The sequence below is a fragment of the Mangrovimonas sp. CR14 genome, from assembly GCF_011764015.1.
Classification (GTDB): Bacteria; Bacteroidota; Bacteroidia; order Flavobacteriales; family Flavobacteriaceae; genus Mangrovimonas; species Mangrovimonas futianensis.
The window spans coordinates 61,176-80,351 of sequence record NZ_JAAFZY010000007.1; the positions used below are offsets into that span (position 1 = coordinate 61,176).

13 protein-coding genes are annotated in these 19,176 nt (G+C 39.0%); 2 read left to right on the forward strand and 11 right to left on the reverse strand.

Going from position 1 to position 19,176, the window contains the following annotated elements:
- Positions 1 to 9 precede the first annotated feature (9 nt).
- The 10 genes from GZ212_RS13910 to GZ212_RS13955 form a co-directional block, all read right to left on the reverse strand.
- A complete protein-coding gene (locus tag GZ212_RS13910; protein ID WP_166961448.1) occupies positions 10 to 915 on the reverse strand; it encodes a hypothetical protein in 906 nt (301 codons plus the stop codon).
- A gap of 24 nt (positions 916 to 939) precedes the next feature.
- Complete coding sequence (locus GZ212_RS13915) at positions 940 to 2,199, reverse strand: DcaP family trimeric outer membrane transporter (protein ID WP_166961451.1); 1,260 nt, start codon at positions 2,197 to 2,199, stop codon at positions 940 to 942.
- Positions 2,200 to 2,250: 51 nt separating this feature from the next.
- The gene (locus GZ212_RS13920) at positions 2,251 to 3,621 is read right to left on the reverse strand and encodes a serine hydrolase (protein WP_206080450.1); all 1,371 of its coding nucleotides are present in this window, start codon (positions 3,619 to 3,621) and stop codon (positions 2,251 to 2,253) included.
- Positions 3,622 to 3,685: 64 nt separating this feature from the next.
- Positions 3,686 to 5,365, reverse strand: coding sequence for an amidohydrolase family protein (locus GZ212_RS13925; RefSeq protein WP_206080451.1), 1,680 nt, complete (start codon positions 5,363 to 5,365; stop codon positions 3,686 to 3,688).
- 7 nt (positions 5,366 to 5,372) lie between these two features.
- A complete protein-coding gene (locus tag GZ212_RS13930; RefSeq protein ID WP_206080452.1) occupies positions 5,373 to 6,698 on the reverse strand; it encodes an amidohydrolase family protein in 1,326 nt (441 codons plus the stop codon).
- A gap of 11 nt (positions 6,699 to 6,709) precedes the next feature.
- The gene (locus GZ212_RS13935; RefSeq protein ID WP_240923821.1) at positions 6,710 to 7,810 is read right to left on the reverse strand and encodes an amidohydrolase family protein; all 1,101 of its coding nucleotides are present in this window, start codon (positions 7,808 to 7,810) and stop codon (positions 6,710 to 6,712) included.
- Positions 7,811 to 8,137: 327 nt separating this feature from the next.
- Positions 8,138 to 8,521, reverse strand: coding sequence for a hypothetical protein (locus GZ212_RS13940; protein WP_166961458.1), 384 nt, complete (start codon positions 8,519 to 8,521; stop codon positions 8,138 to 8,140).
- Between the two features lie 28 nt (positions 8,522 to 8,549).
- Complete coding sequence (locus tag GZ212_RS13945) at positions 8,550 to 9,488, reverse strand: 3-hydroxyacyl-CoA dehydrogenase NAD-binding domain-containing protein (protein ID WP_166961461.1); 939 nt, start codon at positions 9,486 to 9,488, stop codon at positions 8,550 to 8,552.
- 24 nt (positions 9,489 to 9,512) lie between these two features.
- Positions 9,513 to 11,084 carry a M20 family peptidase gene (locus tag GZ212_RS13950; protein ID WP_166961464.1) on the reverse strand — a complete coding sequence of 524 codons (1,572 nt, stop codon included), beginning with the start codon at positions 11,082 to 11,084 and terminating at the stop codon, positions 9,513 to 9,515.
- A 236-nt stretch (positions 11,085 to 11,320) separates the two neighbouring features.
- Complete coding sequence (locus tag GZ212_RS13955; RefSeq protein ID WP_166961467.1) at positions 11,321 to 15,565, reverse strand: hybrid sensor histidine kinase/response regulator transcription factor; 4,245 nt, start codon at positions 15,563 to 15,565, stop codon at positions 11,321 to 11,323.
- A gap of 715 nt (positions 15,566 to 16,280) precedes the next feature.
- Between GZ212_RS13955 and GZ212_RS16190 the strand changes: the two genes are divergently transcribed.
- Together GZ212_RS16190 and GZ212_RS13960 are read left to right on the forward strand one after the other, a co-directional pair.
- Complete coding sequence (locus GZ212_RS16190) at positions 16,281 to 16,406, forward strand: hypothetical protein (protein ID WP_255459149.1); 126 nt, start codon at positions 16,281 to 16,283, stop codon at positions 16,404 to 16,406.
- Between the two features lie 503 nt (positions 16,407 to 16,909).
- Positions 16,910 to 17,464 (forward strand): hypothetical protein, encoded by a 555-nt coding sequence (locus tag GZ212_RS13960; RefSeq protein ID WP_166961470.1) that lies wholly within the window; start codon positions 16,910 to 16,912, stop codon positions 17,462 to 17,464.
- 431 nt (positions 17,465 to 17,895) lie between these two features.
- Here the strand turns inward: GZ212_RS13960 and GZ212_RS16085 are convergent.
- Positions 17,896 to 19,176 (reverse strand): T9SS type A sorting domain-containing protein (locus GZ212_RS16085; RefSeq protein ID WP_206080453.1); only part of this gene is annotated, 1,281 nt, incomplete at its 5' end.

The window sequence follows — 19,176 nt, forward strand, 5'->3', positions numbered from 1 at the left end:
AACTTGGTATTACCAAGGTAATGGAACCACTGGTGCAATTTGCAGCCTAATTTGATGTTGCGGACCAAAACTGTCTGGAGAGGCCACATAATACCAGTATTGCATACTCAATTTAATGGGCATTTTTCCAAAACGTGTTATCTTATTCACTCCTGTTCCTACGGGAAAAGTAAATTTATTTCCTTTAGCAGCTTTATGGTTGTATGAAAAAGTAGGCTGTCCTGTGATTTGCCAACCCTTACTTAGGTTATAGACATAAAAATATTGACCTGCGGTAATACTGGCTGTTTCTTTCCTGCCTGCAGTACTTGTGTAAAAATCATCAGGAAGTACGGTTGAACTGGTCACATCAGCATCTATACTGTTCAGACTCCAAGCATGATTAAACATGATTCCCAAAACCCCCCAATCAAATATCTGAGCCACCATTAGTTCTGGCCCTAGTAAATTGTAATTTGACCTCAATGCCTTATCTGAGGCGGTCCGGAAGCTCCCAAAAACACCAACAATCCCTATTAACTTAGAGGGAAAAGTTTTTCCAACAGCGACATCGGCACTAATATTTCCGAGATTGACTCCTTTCTGTTCAAATCCATTAGCTTCAAAAGTGGGTTGACTCAAATAAATAGGAACCAAAGGTCTTACAAACAAGTTGACCCCGGGCGAAAGTGGAATAGGTAAACTGGGCTGAAAGTTTAGTAACGAACCCGTTTGTTTGTTTGCATCTGGCAAATCACCGTTATAAAACACCACATCAATAGGAAACGCCATGGTACCCAATGTGGTATTGGGGTTGGATAGTTCCTTTGCAATATCATCATTACTTTTAGGTTCCTCAGAATCCTCTTGCGCCCAAATGGTGTTAGAGACCAAAAGGATCAATATAATTGATACTAAATAATTATTTTTTTTCATCTTTACTTTATTTAATTTAATTTTTTAAAATGCAAATTTGGCCATGGTTTGTAATCTACCTGCTCTACCCAGAGCATCATTGGCTGTTCGCTGTGCTCCCCACATGTATTCAGCTCCTATAGAGAAATTTTTATCAAAATGATAAACGAGATTTACGTGTCCTACTCCGCCTCTTTTTAAAGCATAAGGCGCTCTGGAATTTGGAGCATCTAACCAGCCATACGCATAATTGAAATTGGATTCCAAACCTGGCGCCCATCTGTGCATAAAACCTACTAAAGCCGATTTGGCCAAGATAGGATCCAGTTTTCCTTCGGTATTTAACACCGCATTGGCCTGACTGCCAGCAAAGGCAATAATGTTCTCGCCATAGGCATCACCATAGTTAAAATTAAAGCACACATAGTTGTTTTTGCCAATATATTGCCGGCCTGCCACAATGACTTCCCATTGTAACGTTTGATCAGATGGCCCGGTAGAGCCTCCATCCCATCTTAATTGCGCAAAACTTGCTCCGGTCCATAAAATCCCTGTTTTCCATTTGTAGTCCATTCTTAAAGCCAATAAAGGTAATTGTAAATTGGCTTGACCCTCGAAATCATTCGGATTCTCAATACCTAGGAAACCTTGGTATTCAAGACCTGCAGCGATCATAATTTTATCTGATACTTGTTTTTGATATCTTATTTGAACCGATCGTCCTCCCGCAAGGGCATCACCTGCAGCAAAGTCTATCATGAAAGCCATAGATTGTAGAAAAGAAAGAGTCGTCCAGGTTTGCCCAATGATAAAATCGCCTGCTGTGACATAGGCATGCCTCAATCTAAACTGATTCCCATCAGACCAAAAATCACCTTCTATAAAAAGCTGTAAAGGGATTTTATCTTCAGCAAAACGTCGGATGTCTACATTAATCCGCGTTTCCCTAGCAATGAAATAAAGATACCCTTCATTTCCATAATCGGGTTCTCCTTCTACAGGGATCGTAGACATTAAAAACTGACTTTTATCGGTGGTTCCATCAAAATCATAGAGAGCATCCACCTTTAAATACCCGCCTATTTTCATGCGTAAATCGGTACCAAACATGGGCCATGAACCAGGAAAATCGTTACTGGTAAATTTCTCGGATGCCGTTTTTAGAATATCTTCCTTGAGATCCCTATCTGGGATAACCAAATGGTTTTGTACAGAATCCTTGACCGTTTCTACTTGGGCATACATCCCCATAGGTAACAGAATTGCCACCAAAAACAGAAAAACTTTATAATTCTTTAATGTCATGGTAATTTTATGTTGTGTTCCTAAAAGAACATGATTAATGCTTACAATTTTTTATTCAGCCAGACTATAAATAATCTCTCTGGCCATGACCTCTTCTAGATTGTTTCCATCACCAGTACAGAACCAGGCTACCACCATATCTTGGGATGGTGAAACAAAAAGTCCTTGACCGCCAACACCACTTTTAAAGAAATCGCCATTTGGAAATACCACATCCCACTGGTATCTATTCGCCAAACCCCTTACATCAGGGAAAGATTCCGCGAATTTTTTCCCTGCATAGGCCTTGGCATACATATCGGAATGCGAGGTATCTTGAATCTTTTTAATGATGGCATCAGGGATAATTTGCTCTCCAGCCAGTTTACTTCCACTGGGTGTAAAAGCCATACCAAATCGTGCCATATCTCGTACACTAGTATTCATTCCTAACCAACCCAACGTTTTCCCACTTGGGCTAACTGAAAGATCGGCATCATGTTCCATCCCCAGTTTACTCCAAATACGTTCACTTAATTGTTCGTGCATTGGCATTTTACCAACCTTTTCTACAATCCGGTTAATCACGAAGGTATTGATGGAATTGTATTCAAATGCTTCGTGCCCTGGTTTTACCCGTTTCATCTCGCCCAGAATATCATACCAGTTTTTACTTCTGTCTCCCGGTAAAACAGCCACATCGGATGTTGCGGCCCATCGAAACCAGATTTGTTCAGGATTGGTTCTGGAATCATGTAAAGGTTCGTCATGTTCGGTCCCGTTCAATCCGGTAGCCATATCCAAGGTTTCCTCTACGGTTACGCCATCCCAGTCACTTCCTTTCAGCTCTTCGAGATAAAAGGTAACGGGCTTTGTAACATCCACTTTACCTTCATACTCCAAAAAGGCGAGCATGGTAGCACCTGTAACCTTACTGCACGAGAACCAAATATGCTTATCATCAGGACGCATGGTTTTATAGCGTTCATATACAATTTCGCCTCCTTTTACGGCTACCATGGCATCTATGGGGAAGTTCTCAAAATGAGAATTTACCGTTTCTTTTTTGCTGTCCCTGCCCATAAAACTTATTTCACTAATTTCAGGATGAATGTTATAAGGCAGCTCACTTACTTGTCCACTTCTGAAAAGCGGTGCGGTAATATAAAACTGCGACCAGTGTTGCCAGGCGTATTCGGTTTCAGTACTTGGAAACTGAATTTTTACGGCATTTTCAGGTTGATGGAAATAAGTGCTGATTCGTGCTACTTCATCGAATGAGATATTGGAAGCTATGTCTTCACGATTGGCATAAATGACGCCGGAATCGTCATTTTGTTTTGGCCTTTCTTGTTCCGGCGTTTTGCTTTCAACCTCCTTACAACTATACATGGCCAGAAGCGGCAAGATTAAAATTATTAATATGTGATTTGCTTTTTGCATACTATTTCGTTTTTAATGAAATTATTTTAATACGTTTTTATCAGATATTCATTTATCTGTTTAATCAATCCATATGCAATCCACTTGTTCCACTAAAATCTTCTGGCACTGCGTAAAACTTCTGTGTCCATCCTTCCACGGTTAGTGGTTCAAATTTCCCTTTGTCCTGTACTGCGAAACGAATAGGCTGACCGGCATCGAAACGTTTTATGGGTTCTGAATCTCTCATCACGATGATACCGTTCACAATCACGTGTGGTATACCTGTGGACGGAAGCGTGCCTTTCGCGTAAGTGGCATGATCCGTGACGGTTTCAGGATCGAACATCGTAATATCGGCTACCATCCCTTCTTGCATACGACCGCGCACTTGCATGGCCTTTAAACCCATTTCACCTAAAGGCTTGGCATTATTGTAACTGGTCATGGATACAACCTGCATCAATGGAATATTATTTTCTCTGGCAAGTCGCAACACCTTGGCAAAACTTCCTGAAAAACGTGGATGTGTATTTGGTATATCTTCATAGGGAGTATCCCATTCCAGACCGGCATCTTCTATTATCGGCATGCCATCACTGCCTATCGCAACTCCTGGCAGTTTCAGCCAGTCTATTACCGCCTCTTCAGGCATTTTGTACACAATAGCCAGACGAGTAGGTTCTTTCTTAAGCATTTCCTCTCTCGACTTTTGCGTATAAAATTCCCCGGTCTCAACATCCATTAACGTTTCTTCATACTTATACCCCAGTGATTGAACCCATACCTCAGGTTCCAAAAAAACAGCATTCAAAGCTGTTCCACCAGCATTGTAAGGATATACTTCGCCCCAAACGTTATAGCCTTGTTCACGCATTCGAACTAATAATTCGTGTACCATGTTGTAGCCGGGGTTATTAAAGTGTAACGCAATAGCCGGAGCATGTAAAGCAGCAGCATTTGCCAGCATTTCCTGTATACCCATTACTTCCTGCACATCGTTGCCCGGGGTAAGTCGGAAGTGCATACCGGTATAGCGGCCATACTTGCCGCCGAGCTTTTGCAATTCGAAAATTTCACGGGATGATACGCCTTCACGCATGTAGCCTACGGTAGAACCTACGCCTAATGCTCCCTGGCGAAGACCTTCATCGATTAAAGAGAGGATTTGATTTCCTTGTTCCAGCGTTGGTCTGGTTTTGGACCATCCCTCACTGCCGCCTCTGGTCAAGCGCATGTCAGGGGTATGAAAAGTTTGCCATTTATCAATTCCATCCAGAACAGCCGCACGTACAAACTCGTGTGACACTGAAACCCCAAAATTGATCGGTGACTTTCCTTCTCTTCCTTTATAAAATGCATCTACTTTGGATCCGGGTGCTCCCACCTCCAAATCCATAATGGTTGTACGACCATCGCGTACCATCAATCTATAGGCATAGGGCATAATGCAATGTTGGTGGCTATCAATAAAACCAGGGGCCACCACCAATCCGGTGGCATCAATGGTTTCCTTTCCTGAGATTTCAGCTTCGGTGATTAATCCAATTTTACCATCCTTAATACCCACATTTCGAACCCCGTCAAAATTGGTTTCCGGGTCCATTACTCTACCATTGAGGATCACGACATCAAATTCCGTGTCTGTTGGAAGTGATTTAACTGTGGTTTTAGTTTCATCTACTTTTTCAGTGGGAGATTTGCATGCTACCATGACTATCCCAAGCATGAAAATAACAGCAAACAACTGTGTTAACTTTTTCATGATATTATTATTTTAATGTGTTTTTATAAATCTTACCATCTTTCATGATCACCTTAAAGTTGTTTTCAGGATCGGCAACCAGATCGATGTTCTCCAGCGGGTTACCATCCACGATAATCATATCGGCATAGGCGCCTTCTTTGATTACTCCTAATTCACCTTGTTGATATGGATTGCGCGGGCCACTCAACTTAAGTAATTGGGCATTATCGTAGGTTGCCATTTTTAAGGCTTCGTACGGTGTGTACCAACGTTTTAGCTTAGCCAGTAACTTACCGTGTTTTAGGCAAAGTCCTGGATCGAAAATCACGTCTGTTCCCCAGGCGGTCTTCACCCCATATTTCTTAGCCAGTGCATAGGCGTTATCAGTACCATTTGTAACTTCCACGTATTTTTTTTGATTATTCGACCCCTCTGGAAACGGAATGGCGTCTTCATCGTTAAGGATGGGTTGAATACTCAACCACACATCTTTTTCTACCATCATTTTTGCCGTTTCATCGGTTAGTAGCATCCCATGCTCAATAGACTTCACACCTGCTTTAATCGCCATTTGCACCGCATCGTCACTAAAAGCGTGTACTGCTACGTAAGTGTTCCACTCGTCAGCGGCTTCAACTGCGGCTTTGAGTTCCTCTAAAGAGTATTGTCTTACATCAAGTGGATCCATATCGGACGACACACCGCCACCTGCAGTGAGTTTAATCTGGGTGGCCCCGCGACGTAACTGCTGACGTACGGCGCGATAGACTTCAGGAACACCATCTGCAATAATCGTATGGCCAGATGTCTCCAGATAAGGTGCGTGGTTTGGCTCTAATCCTGGTCGAAAATCTGCGTGACCGGAGGTTTGACTCACCAAAGCGCCTGAAGGAAAAATACGGGCCCCGGGAATAATTCCTTGGTCAATGGCTTCTTTCAGTCCAAAGGTATTCCCCCCAACGTCACGCAGGGTGGTAAAACCGCGTAGCAGGTCTTCCTCTGCAGTCTGTGCTGCCATAATACCTAAATAAAAGGCGTCCTTCGACATGACTACCGGCACTGAGAGCTTAGCCCACATCATATGCCAGTGCATATCGATCAAACCTGGAATCACTGTTTTCCCTGCTGCATCAATAACCTCCGCACCTTTAGGCGCTTTGATACTTGGGCCTATTTGTTTGATTATATTATTCTCGATAAGGATATCCCCATCGATTAATTTTTCATCTTCACCATTAAAGATTTTGGCATTGGTAATTAAAATTTTTGTTTCTGCTTCTTGAGCAAATGTGAATCCACTTATTAGTATCATCAGCATCAGCAACAAGATGTTTATGTTTAATTTTTTCATAGTATTATTGTTTACTTATTTAAAGTGTTTTTATAAACTTTACCATCTTTCATGATCACCTTGAAGTTATTTTCAGGATCGGCTATCAGGTCGATATTTTCCAATGGGTTTCCGTCTACCAAAAGCAAATCAGCAAGGGCTCCTTCTTTTACTACCCCATTTTCACCGGGATAGGGATCTCTGGGGCCACACATCTTAAAGAGTTCGTAATTGGTACTGGTGGCCATTTTCAATAACTCCCAGGGTTCATACCACCTTTTGAGTTTTGTCAGTACCTTACCTTGTTTGGCCGCAATCTCAGGACCGTTTTGTAAGTCAGTACCAAAGGCGACCTTCAGATCATACTTTTTGGCCAATTCGTAGGCTTTTTCTGTGCCTGCAGTCATGGCCAAGTATTTTTGTTGTTCGAAAGATCCATCGGGAAATGGAATGGCGTCTTCATCATTAAGTATGGGTTGTAAACTAAGCCATGCACCTTTTTCCTTAATCAGTTTGGCGGTGTCTTCTGTAATCATTTGTCCGTGATCAATAGATTGCACCCCTGCTGCCAGAGCGCCACGAACCGCAACATCTGAGTAGGCATGCACAGCTACATAGGTGTTCCAGGTCGCTGCCACATCCACCGCAGCCTTCATTTCCTCCAATGTATATTGCTGTACATCCAGTGGGTCACTGAGTGAGGCAACACCTCCACCCGCCATTACCTTGATTTGTGTTGCACCGCTCATTAAATTTTCACGCACCCGTCTCATCACCTGAGGGACACCATCGGCAATCTTTGTCCACCCCATAATTTCCCCATCAAGCAATTCCCTTCCGTCCTTTCTGGTCATTGCATTAGGAAAGCGGAAATCGCCGTGGCCAGAGGTCTGCGTTATATAAGCTCCTGAAGCATAAATTCTTGGTCCCACAATTCTTCCCTCATCTATCATTTTCTTGATTCCAAAAACCGGACCTCCAAGATCTCGAACAGTCGTAAATCCTCGCATCAATGTTGCTTCAGCAGCTTCGGCTCCCACCAATGTCAGATAACCAATGTCATTCACAAAAATTTGCATACTGGCAATATGGGCATGCATTAAATGATAATGGGCATCAGTAAGGCCTGGCATCAACGTCCTGCCAGAGGCATCGATGATTTGGGAATGCTCGTCTTGCGTAATCATAATGCCCTTAGCGATCTGAACAATCTTGTTTCCTTGTATGAGAACATCTTTGCCTTCGACCAACTTATTAGTTCCGTCAAAGATTTTGGCATTGGTAATTAAAATTTGCTTTTCAGCTTCTTGTGCACTTATGTTAAAGCAAATCGCCAGAAATAATAAAACAACTGACAATCTTAAAATTTTAGATTTCATAATTGGTGTGATTTGTTATTGTTTTTCACTGTTTTTCTTAATTCTCTTAAATTTAGTAATGGCAGAAAGTTTCTTCAGCATCTATTCCACCTCAGTTACTGAAACTATAGACACCTCATTACCAATACTTCTGCTAATATGCCCCTTGCTTCCTAGATCGTCTAAAAAAGCTATGCTACCAGCAAGAAACGTTCGTTTTTCTCCATCACTTACTTCCACCTCCATAGACCCCTTTAGGATCATCATCCATTGTGGCTTGGGCGCTGGATGAAAATCACCATACCACCCAATCGGGAAAGCAACAACAGTACTGCCGGTTGCCCTAGTTCTTGGGGCCACCCAAACCGGAGGAGCCGGAGGAGAATAGTCTTTACTGTTCATGATGAATTCCTCCTCCTTAAAATGAGTCTCACCTTCTTTATCTGCATATAGCTTTGTATACTTTAATTTATATATATCGCCCATAACTCTAATATTTATATGGTTTTAAAAATCAATCATTTGTTGGCAATGGATGGCTTTTTTGGATCTCCAGAACTGCCTTTTGTCTTTCATCACGCACTTTGGCAAACGCCTTCATTTTATCCATGGGATAGAATTGGTTGGTCTGCTGCTCTAGCATATCCAATGTTTCAATGGATATAGATTCAAAACCCATCGAAGCAAATAGTGAGGATAAGATGTTTTCCGTAATGCCTCTAAATCCACCTTCACCACCCCCTAGTTGCCCTGTTAAGAATGGCCCTATGGAAGCCCATCGCACACCGAGGGATGCCATGAAAAGCGAGTCCAAATCCTTTACATTTACTACTCCTTCACCCACCAAATGAATGGCTTCACGAAGCAATGAAGTTTGCAACCGGTTAATCACAAAACCTTCGATGGGTTTATTGAGCGTAGCAGTTACTCGTCCACAATCACGGTAGAATTTCTCCAATCGCTCCACAAGTGCACGGGGGGTATTTTGCCCTCCACAGATTTCTACTACAGGTAAAAGATGAGCTGGATTGGCAGGGTGGCCAATAAGGGCCCGTTCTGGCGCTACCATCTTTGCAGAAAGATCTGCCGGTACGGTACCCGAGCTGGATGACACGAGTAATGCTTTTTCAGGAGCAAAGCCCTCAAAGTCCGCAAACATTTGTTGTTTAATATCAACTCTTTCGGGTCCGTTCTCCTGTACGAGATCAACGCCTTTGACTGCTTCTTTAATTGAGGTGAAAAAAGATACTTGTTCCATGGCTTTTTCTACATCTGTATTTGGGATCTCTGCTGCCAGAGTGCTGATTCTCACTCTTGCGTTTTCTTGATATCCTTCCTTAACATCACTTACATTCACCTTATATCCTTTTACAGCATAGTAAGCTGCCCAACTGCATCCAATGACACCTGCACCGACAACTGCTACTGTTTGTTCTTTATTTTTAATCATCATATTGTTATTCTTGATTATACTTAATTACAGCTCTTCCAGATTGTCAAATATGGTATAGAAGAATCCAATGGATTTTCCATATTCACTAACCAATATCCGTTCATTAACTCCATGAAACCCTTCAAATTCTTTAGTGTTTTCCAGTTGCAACGCAGTAATGGTATAAACATCTGGAGCAAACGGGCGTGCCTGAAAATGTTTGGAGTCTGATCCACCAATCACAAAGAAAGGAGAGACCATTAAATCATTTCCCCAGATTTGGCGTATGGTTTTCTCCAACATATTATAAGCGGGATTCCCTACTTCAGCAATGTTAGTAGCAGGTGTAGAAGCTGATATATCCTTTATTGAAATTCGATCGTCTTGAATAGCATCTTTTACATGCTGGATAATTACTTCTGGCGTATCACCTGGCATTGGGCGGAAATTTACGACTGCCGTAGCTGCTGGTGGCAACACATTATCCTTGACACCTGCATTGAACATAGACACCGCAATGGTAGTATGAAGCATAGCTCTAGTAACTTGGTTTTGAGCCATGACATCAATAAATTTCTGTTCCAGATCAGTCACTTCTCCATCCTTACCAAAGGCTACAGCAGCATATAAAGGTTGTTGCTCTTCGGGTAATTCAGGCCCCATATAGCGGTATTGTGAACGAACTGCTGGATGAATTCTATAAGGAAACTGTGCTTCCTCTAATTTGGTAATGGCTTTGGCCAAAATGCCAATATTAGATTCCGTAGGTGGCTGAGACGAATGGCCCCCAACTCCTTCCATTTTCAATTCCAAACTAATGAAGCCTTTTTGAGCAATACCGATAAGTGCTGTATTCTCTTCAATGCCAGGAAAAATACCTGGAGTCAATGGGGCGGATTCGTCCATGACATAAGCAAATCTTTTAATACCCCGCGCTTCCAACACATCGGCAATATGTTTAGCTCCTTCCGGACCGCCCACTTCTTCATCTTGTCCAAATACAAAATAAATAGTTCGGCTAGGTTGCCAGCCCTCTTTAATTTTCATTTCGGCAGCTTCCAGAATGGCATGGATCTGGTTTTTATCATCCAATACACCACGACCCCAGATATACCCATCTTTTACAGTTCCAGCAAATGGATCAACTTCCCATTGATCTCTGGAGTCTGCAGGAACTGGAACCACATCTTCATGTGCATAAAATAGAGCCGGCTCTAAACTTGTATCTTTACCTTCCCAGGTGTACAATAAACTATAAGGCCTAGGATCTCCAAGCACCTCTTTTTTTAGGGTCTTGTGAACCAAAGGATAGGATGCTTCCAAAAATTTGTGATAATCCAAAAAGGCTTTGGTGTCGAAATCGTTTCTATCCTGGTTGGATATGGTAGGAAAGGTTACAGCTTTGGATAGACGTTTTACCGCGCCATCCAGATCGACATCGACAGCGATTTGCTCGACACCTTTCATTTGCATGGAGGTGAAATTATCCAAATTCACATTCTCTTGAGAAGTACTCTCCTGTTCTTCAAGTGAGCTTTTACCTTCTCCCGATTGGTTACAACCAAAAAGAAGTAAGACACCCAAAAAGCACACATAGGTTTTAATTGATTTTTTCATGTTTATAATAATTAATTAACAGTTTGATTTTAACATTTTTAGTAGGAATCTACACTCTTAAAGATAGGCATTTGTCAAAAAGTAAACAATGAAATAAATCACCTAAGACTCATCCTACCAACCATTTACCACAACAAAGTTCCAAATTAAAAGAGCATGCTCATTAACCTATTGTTTTAAATAGTTGACCTATTGTTCAATGTCTTTAACTTATTGTTAAATGGTTTTACCTATTGTTAAGAAGTGTGGTTTTCTTTGTATTTATTGGGAGAGACTCCTACTTCTTCTTTAAAGATTCTTGAGAAATAGGACAAACTTTCAATACCAACCTCAGAGGCTATTTGACTTACATTTAGGTCTGTTTCCCTTAGAAGTTCACAAGCCTTTTCCATACGAACCAATCTGATTAAATGGGAAGTTGAGCGATTGGTCAGGGATTTTATTTTATTATGTAATTGGGTCCTGCTCATGAATACCTTTTCACAAAGTTCTGAAACACCAAATCCATCATCAGCCATGTGATTTAAGATGGTTTGCTTTAATTCCAGTATGAACTCGTCTTCTTTTTTTACGGCAGGTTCATTAGAGGGAGAAATATTTCGCAAACTGGCATAACGTTCTTGTAACCTTCTTCGTAGTAGCAATAAGTTTTTAAGTTGCTCTGTCAATTCACGTTTATCAAAAGGTTTTGCCAAATAGGCATCGGCTCCATGTTGCAAACCTTCAATTCTGGAATCCAAATCAGCTTTTGCTGTTAGAAGTACCACCGGTATGTGGCTGGTTCGTTGATCAGTTTTTAGATGATCACAAAGCGTGAAGCCATCCATTTTTGGCATCATGACATCACTTAGAATTAAATCTGGCACTTTATCCAAAGCCATTTCCAATCCCTCTTGTCCGTCTGAGGCCAGCGTCAAATTATAATCCTCCTGCAAGCATGTCATGATATAAGCCTTTACATCTGGATTATCCTCTACAACCAAAAGACTAGGAAGTGCTTTATTTTGCTTTCTTACACGGACTTCCAAATCAGCATCTATTGGTTCTATTAGGCGCCACCTATCATTTAAAATTATGGGACTTTCCTCCATTATTGGAGCAGAATTGGTGATAGGGAGGCTCACTTTAAAAATTGCACCTGTACCCTGACTACTTTCCACTTCTATATTTCCGCCCAAAAAGTTAGTCAATTCTTTAACCAAAGTCAGCCCTACACCTGTCCCACTTCCAGTTCTACTTACCTCATCATCAACTTGATAAAAACGATCAAAAATATGCTCGATTTTGCCCTCTGGAATTCCCGCTCCTGTGTCAGCAACTACTATTTCATAAAAACTACTTTCTGTATCCGCAGACGTCTTTAAAGTCACCAATACCTTCCCCTCAGGTGGTGTAAACTTAATCGCATTGCTAAGTAAATTAGAGACAATGTGCATGATTTTATCGGCATCGTAGTCGATTATGAAATGGTCTTGATCTGCTTCAAAAACAACGGTCACCTCTTTGGACTCGGCCAAGGAGTGAAAGGACTCAATGATGTATTGAATATAGGCGACAATATCACTTTGAATAAGGTTCATGGAAACGTTTCCTGACTCCAATTTTCTAAGCTCCAAAATTTGATTAACCAAATTGAGCAAAAGCTTTGCATTTCTCGCTATTAGCTTTTTTATCCGTTCTTGCCCCTTACTCTGCTCTATCAATCCAAGGATAACTGTCAAAGGGGTTCTAAACTCATGGGAAATATTGGTAAAGAAATTGGACTTGGCTTGATCTAGTTCACTTAACAACAGTGCTTGCTTTTCTATGGTCTCTTTACTTTTCCTGATTTGTGCCGTCCTTTTTTCAACTTCTACCCTTAATCTACTTTGCTCGGTCTGGATTCTACGGATATAAACAAAAATGACCACAGATATAAGTATTCCGCAAAGTAAATAAAACCACCATGTGAGGTAGAAGAACTGCTCTACATGAATTGGTATTTCCAATGGTTTATCAACCTGAATAGAATGCTCATCTGCACCACGAACCTGAACGATAAACTCTCCTGGAGGTAGGTTATTGATCGTAACCTGTGATTCAGCTCCCAGATTTATCCAGTCTATTGAAGCGTCATTTTTATTTGATTTAGAAAAAGGGAGTAATCGATAACTATACGTTTGCTCCTGCAGGTTTATGTAACTTGATATTGCAAAATCCAGATAAAGATAGTTTTTCGCAGCAGGAATTTGGAGGAAATCAGTCGTATTATAAGACCCCTCTCTCACAATATTCCCTTTTTTCTTATTGTCGTAATACTTTAATCCAGTCAAATAAATTGTCTCACCTTCCCTTTTGGGGAGCGTTTGAAGAATGTGATCAGGTTGTAAAATATTAAGACTAGCATCACTTCCAAAAACCATTCTTCCATCATATAATTTCACACAAGAGTTTTCATTAAACTGATTGCTACTTAAACCATCCGATTCCTTTAAGTAAAATAATATGTTTCCCCTAGAATTTAATACAGTAATACCATCTGAAGTTGAAACCCATCTGTTCAACTGATTATCGCAAAGGATGCCCATAACGGTGTTGTTAGACAGTCCGTTTGAAATTGTAATTTGTCTGACGGAATCAGTGGATTTGTTGAGTATAAATATTCCTGAATTGCCACTACCTAACCAAAGTAAACTGTCAGAAGCTTCATTAATGCAGATTATATTGGCGTTCCTCAAGTTATTATGTTGATCATAATGCCGTACCTCACCACTATTGAAATCGATCTGCCACAATCCGTTCTGGGCACCAATCCATAAAACTCCATTTTTGGATTGAAAAATGTCGTTCACTTTTGCACCAATGGTAAACGGAACTTCCTCCTTGATAAAAGGACGCATTGTTTTTGTTTCTATATTGAAAATGTGAAGGTCTCCTATATTTGTATTATCACCATTATCCTCAAACAAGGCAACCTCTTTATCATTGATAAAGGCAAATTTTTCAAAGATTATCTCGGTAGGAATATGATCAGTAGTATCTCTAACCGGATCATACCACTGTAAACCTGTGCGGTTTACTATATTAAAACGTGCAGACATCCAGATTTTCCCATTCCTCTTTACAACTGAAGAATAAGGCCTTGTTTGAATATGAAACCCATTATTAATAAGTCGGCCAGAATTAGGTCTGTGAGTTCCTTTTTCGTGGGTTACCGAGACCCCATGGCTTGAATTAGGCTCTAGAGTTTCGTTTAATTGCCTTAATCGAAATACTTGTGGGGTTGAATTGATCAATAAATTAGTGCTGTCTAATTGCAGCATGGAACCCAATTTGTAGGTTTTGTGATAATTAATTGTCTTAATTTCCAAATCAGGATTTAAACTCAACAATTTCATCCCGTCTTCAGTCAGTGTTGAACCTATTTCCTTGTTAAAATCAGCACTGAAAAATTTTCCTTGATACCAAAAATCGGTAAAAATGGCTGTATCAATCATTTTACGCAAAAGTGAAGTATAATTGAACCAACTGCCCTTCTTATCTATTAAAACAGATTGAAGGTTGTTAACATCCTTGTAAGCTGACCAAGGGTCAAAATATCCCGATACTATTAAAAGGTTGTTTTCTAAATCTTTGGCAAAATACACCTCAAGAACTGGATTTTCTCCACCATCTTTAAGTATTAATGTATTGAGTTGGTTTTCAACACTAAGTTTATGAGAGTTATTGTTTAGGTTGAAAAAGCCATTTTGCTGTCCAAGGAACAATAACAGCTCATCGCTATTTTTGTCAATTATTTTCCAAACAAATTCTTTTTGATGAGTCTGAGGTACATCGTATTCATTTTTTTGTATGGTTGGAATATTCTCAAATTCGCTCCAGGGCTTAAAAGATAAGGTCTTATTTAAAAGGTTGAGTTTTACCAATCCCTTTCGCTCATGAAAGAACCAGCCCCAGTTGTCTTTAATCTCAAAAGGGTATGTCAACGAACCTGGAGTTGTTGCTATTTTATTCGGATAATGATAATGAAGTTGTACGGGATCATCAAAATTAAGTTGAATGGATGCTATTTCCTCTTTTGTGTCCTTGTAAAGTCGGGAAACAGTATAGGTATTACTTTCCTCATTCAAAAGCAGCGCGAAGACACCGCCCTTAGGATCAGGAACAATATTTAATAGGGTTAAACCATTTTCAAGTTTAAAAAAATACTGTTCCTGCGTATCGGGATGCCAGTAGAACAAAATATTGTTTTGACTATTTGCCCCAAATAAAAATCCATCTGGTGTGATTCCCAAAAGATACCAACTATGAACTACATTCTCTTCAGGTAACCAATTCGGTTTTAATTCATAAAAAAAACTTTGTATACCATCGTACTCAAAAAATGACAGTCGTAAATTTCTTGCATCTTCAACACGCGGGTTTATCCACATTCTACCCTTCGAGTCAACAAAAACCTGATCCATGTGGAGTGTTGCAAATCCATCAAATAATGTATGCAATTTTGAAAATTTAGCTGACGGTGATCCCGAAAACCGTATGGTGTCGTTACCAAATAACAAATTTGGTGAACAGAAGAAAATTATAGCTATTGTAAGTAAAATTTTGATTTTATGTAACTTAAGAATCACGTTCACAATAGACTCTAGTTGAAAGTTTAAAAAAATTAATTAATTGTTTTTCAAGTTAGTAAAACAGTTTTCTGACTATTAAAGCAATACTAGAATACAACATATAACACCTCATCATAAACTAAATTTATATAAAAAGCTTGAAATCATTTATTACATAAAAATAATTCATTAAAAAGATTTATTACTTAAATTCTAGATATAACTTTTGGTATTCCTAATAATAATTGACAAAACCATTTTACTATTCAAATCTAGCTTAGGAAAATTGATTGTTTTTTGGTTTATATAAAAAAAATGACAAAGTGATCAAGCGAAAGACATGAGTAATGATTTAAATTCTAATATCTTGGCTAATACTCCAATAATTATTACTTTACCAAAGTATTAATCACGTGAACACATAACCGAACAGGAAGGTGAACACGATTTTGAACACGATTATTTATAACTAACTGATAATCAATATCTATTTTTGTCAGTTAATCAATTCATAACCCAGAGGTCCCGAGTTCAAATCTCGGTCTCGCTACAAATTTTAAATAATTGTACATAAGCGGTTTAGCCTTTGCTAAACCGTTTTTTTATGTCCAATTATAAAGATGTTCTTACATTTGCATACGAAAGTGAATACGAAAACGCATACGATTTGCCCAACAAAAACAAATTTACCACCCCAAAAATTTACACTGCAAAAGGAGATTTAAGTTAACGTTGGTACGTTTATTTTTCCTTTCAGAATCCCGATGATCCTTCAAAACTGAAACGGGTCACTCCCTTTTACGGAAAGGTCAATGTATTTAAGACCAAGGAAGAAAATAAACCTGCAACCAAAAAGGACTTGGTTGAAATCTTAAATGCTCTAAAAGGCAGGTACCATATAATTAAAAACGGTGAACCGCTAGCTGATGGAAGAAAACCATATTATGATATTATTAAACAGGAGTTGATTTACCTACATCCGTTGCAAGCTTTAACTACTTAGCTCCTACCCCCCCCTTTTTTAATCTACCAATTCTTCCATATCATTTTAGTAATAAATTGAACTATATTTTAATGACATAAAACCTGTTAAAATAGTCAGCAAACCACTATTTTTAAAGGACTTTTACACTTAAAAATCAAATATTTAAAATCAAAAAAAAGATGAATCCAAATAACCTAAATAGATTGATTTTTTGTATTTTCAAATAGTAAATTTTAATAATTAAAATCATGAAAAAATCAAGCTTATTAGTCCTTCTATTTTTTACTATTTCCGCATCATTTGCTCAGGAAACTGCTTCAGATTTAAAAGATCTTGTTGACATGAGAGCAAGTTATCTAGATAATGAATTAGAAAATAGAGGTTACCATTTGATAAACACAGAAAAATCTGGATACAATTCCTACCAAAATTGGTGGAATTCTAGGAAAAACAAATGTGTCTCAGTAAGAGTTAGTGACGGGAGAGTAAAATCCATTGTAAATACCTTACCTGCCGACTGTAATAAATCTGGAAACGAATCAAACCGTAGAGGAGAATTCCATCATTCTTCTGAAAATGAAAAACATCACGACAATTATCAAACTTATGTCAACGGGCCTGCAACAAGTATCTACCGAAAGCTTCAAGATGATAATTTTAGGGAGGTTAAAAATTTTCAACAAGACGGTTATACTTACAAGCTTTGGTACCATAGCAGAACAAAAGAATGCTTAAAAACAGTAAGTTATGACTATAAGTTATCAAAAATCTTATTTTCTCATCATTGTGATGAAAATTTATAAATAAACTTTTTTATTGGTACAAAAAAAGCAACCCTTAAGAGGTTGCTTTTTTTATTTAGGAGAAGTCCAATTTTATCCTTAACCTATAGATTATATATAGAACGATTCGATAAAAGGACTTAAATGAAACTAATTCCTTCAAAAATCTACATTAAAACCAAACAATTATAGGTAACAAAATTAACCTTAGAGCTATTTGTTTTAACAAATGAAAAGAGCACCTTATAATAACAAGTTCTAAGAAGATTCAAAACCCTTCTAGAATCAAAAATATAAAAAACAATCCTCTTAATAAGCAAACTCTTTACATCTAAATTTAACAAAATCACAAGTTTAAAATTTTTCTAATTAAATAATTAATGAGTAAAACATATAAAAAAAAGCGATTCTTTTCGAATCGCTTTTTTTATCACTATTTACTTTATTAAAACTTACTTAACAACAAGTTTAAACTGTCTAGTTCCATTATCACCATTAATGATTAGGAAATAAGTGGCGCTGTCCAAAGAAGATACATCAAACTTATAGGTTTGGTTCATCCTTGAAAGATCAAACGTCATAATTTTTCTTCCACTTAAATCATACAAGATAGCATCCTTAAGGGATAGTAATCGACTATTTTTAATAGTTACTTCACTATCTGATGGATTTGGAAAGATTAATAAGCTGTTTAAGCTTGAATCCAACCCATCCTCAATAGATAAAGTATCATTTACATTTAGCGTAAAAGAACAGGTTGCAGTATTACCACTATTATCCGTTGCTGTAAATGTAATCGTATGAGCTCCGATTTCTACTGAAGTTCCTGCAACTGGACTTTGAACCACATTTACATCTCCACAACCATTATTAGTAATAACGCTACCCTCTGCTACATAATCAGGTAGCGTATAACTACCACTAGATACTTCTGTTATATCACCGGGACAATTAATAATCAATTCTCCAAACTGCTCTACTTCAACTTCTGTTGTAACGGTCTCTCCGCAAACATCCAATATCTCTATCTGATAGGTCCCAGCGGTCAATGGCATTATGTCTAGCTGCCCGTTTTCCAGATCAGAGTTATAGGAAAAATCTCCTCCAGAGAAGGATACAAATATATTTTGCGCATCACCCGTCCATTCCAGGTTTATGCTACCGGAATTGGATGCCTCTCCAAAGCAGATGTCGGTAGGCGTCGCATCAACGATGGCAAGCTCTTCAAGCTGTAATACTTCAACTTCTGTTGTAACGGTCTCTCCGCAAACATCCAATATCTCTATCTGATAGGTCCCAGCGGTCAATGGCATTATGTCTAGCTGCCCGTTTTCCAGATCAGAGTTATAGGAAAAATCTCCTCCAGAGAAGGATACAAATATATTTTGCGCATCACCCGTCCATTCCAGGTTTATGCTACCGGAATTGGATGCTTCTCCAAAACAGATATTATTTGGATAGGCTTCTGTAATAGCAAGCTCCTCAAGCTGTAATACTTCAACTTCAGTTGTAACGGTCTCTCCGCAAACATCCAATATCTCTATCTGATAGGTCCCCGCGGTCAATGGCATTATGTTTAGCTCCCCGTTTTCCAGACCTGAGTTATAGGTAAAGTCTCCTCCAGAGAAGGATACAAATATATTTTGCGCATCACCGTTCCATTCCAGGTTTATGCTACCGGAATTAGATGCCTCTCCAAAACAAATATCATTTGAATAGGCTCCAGTAATGGC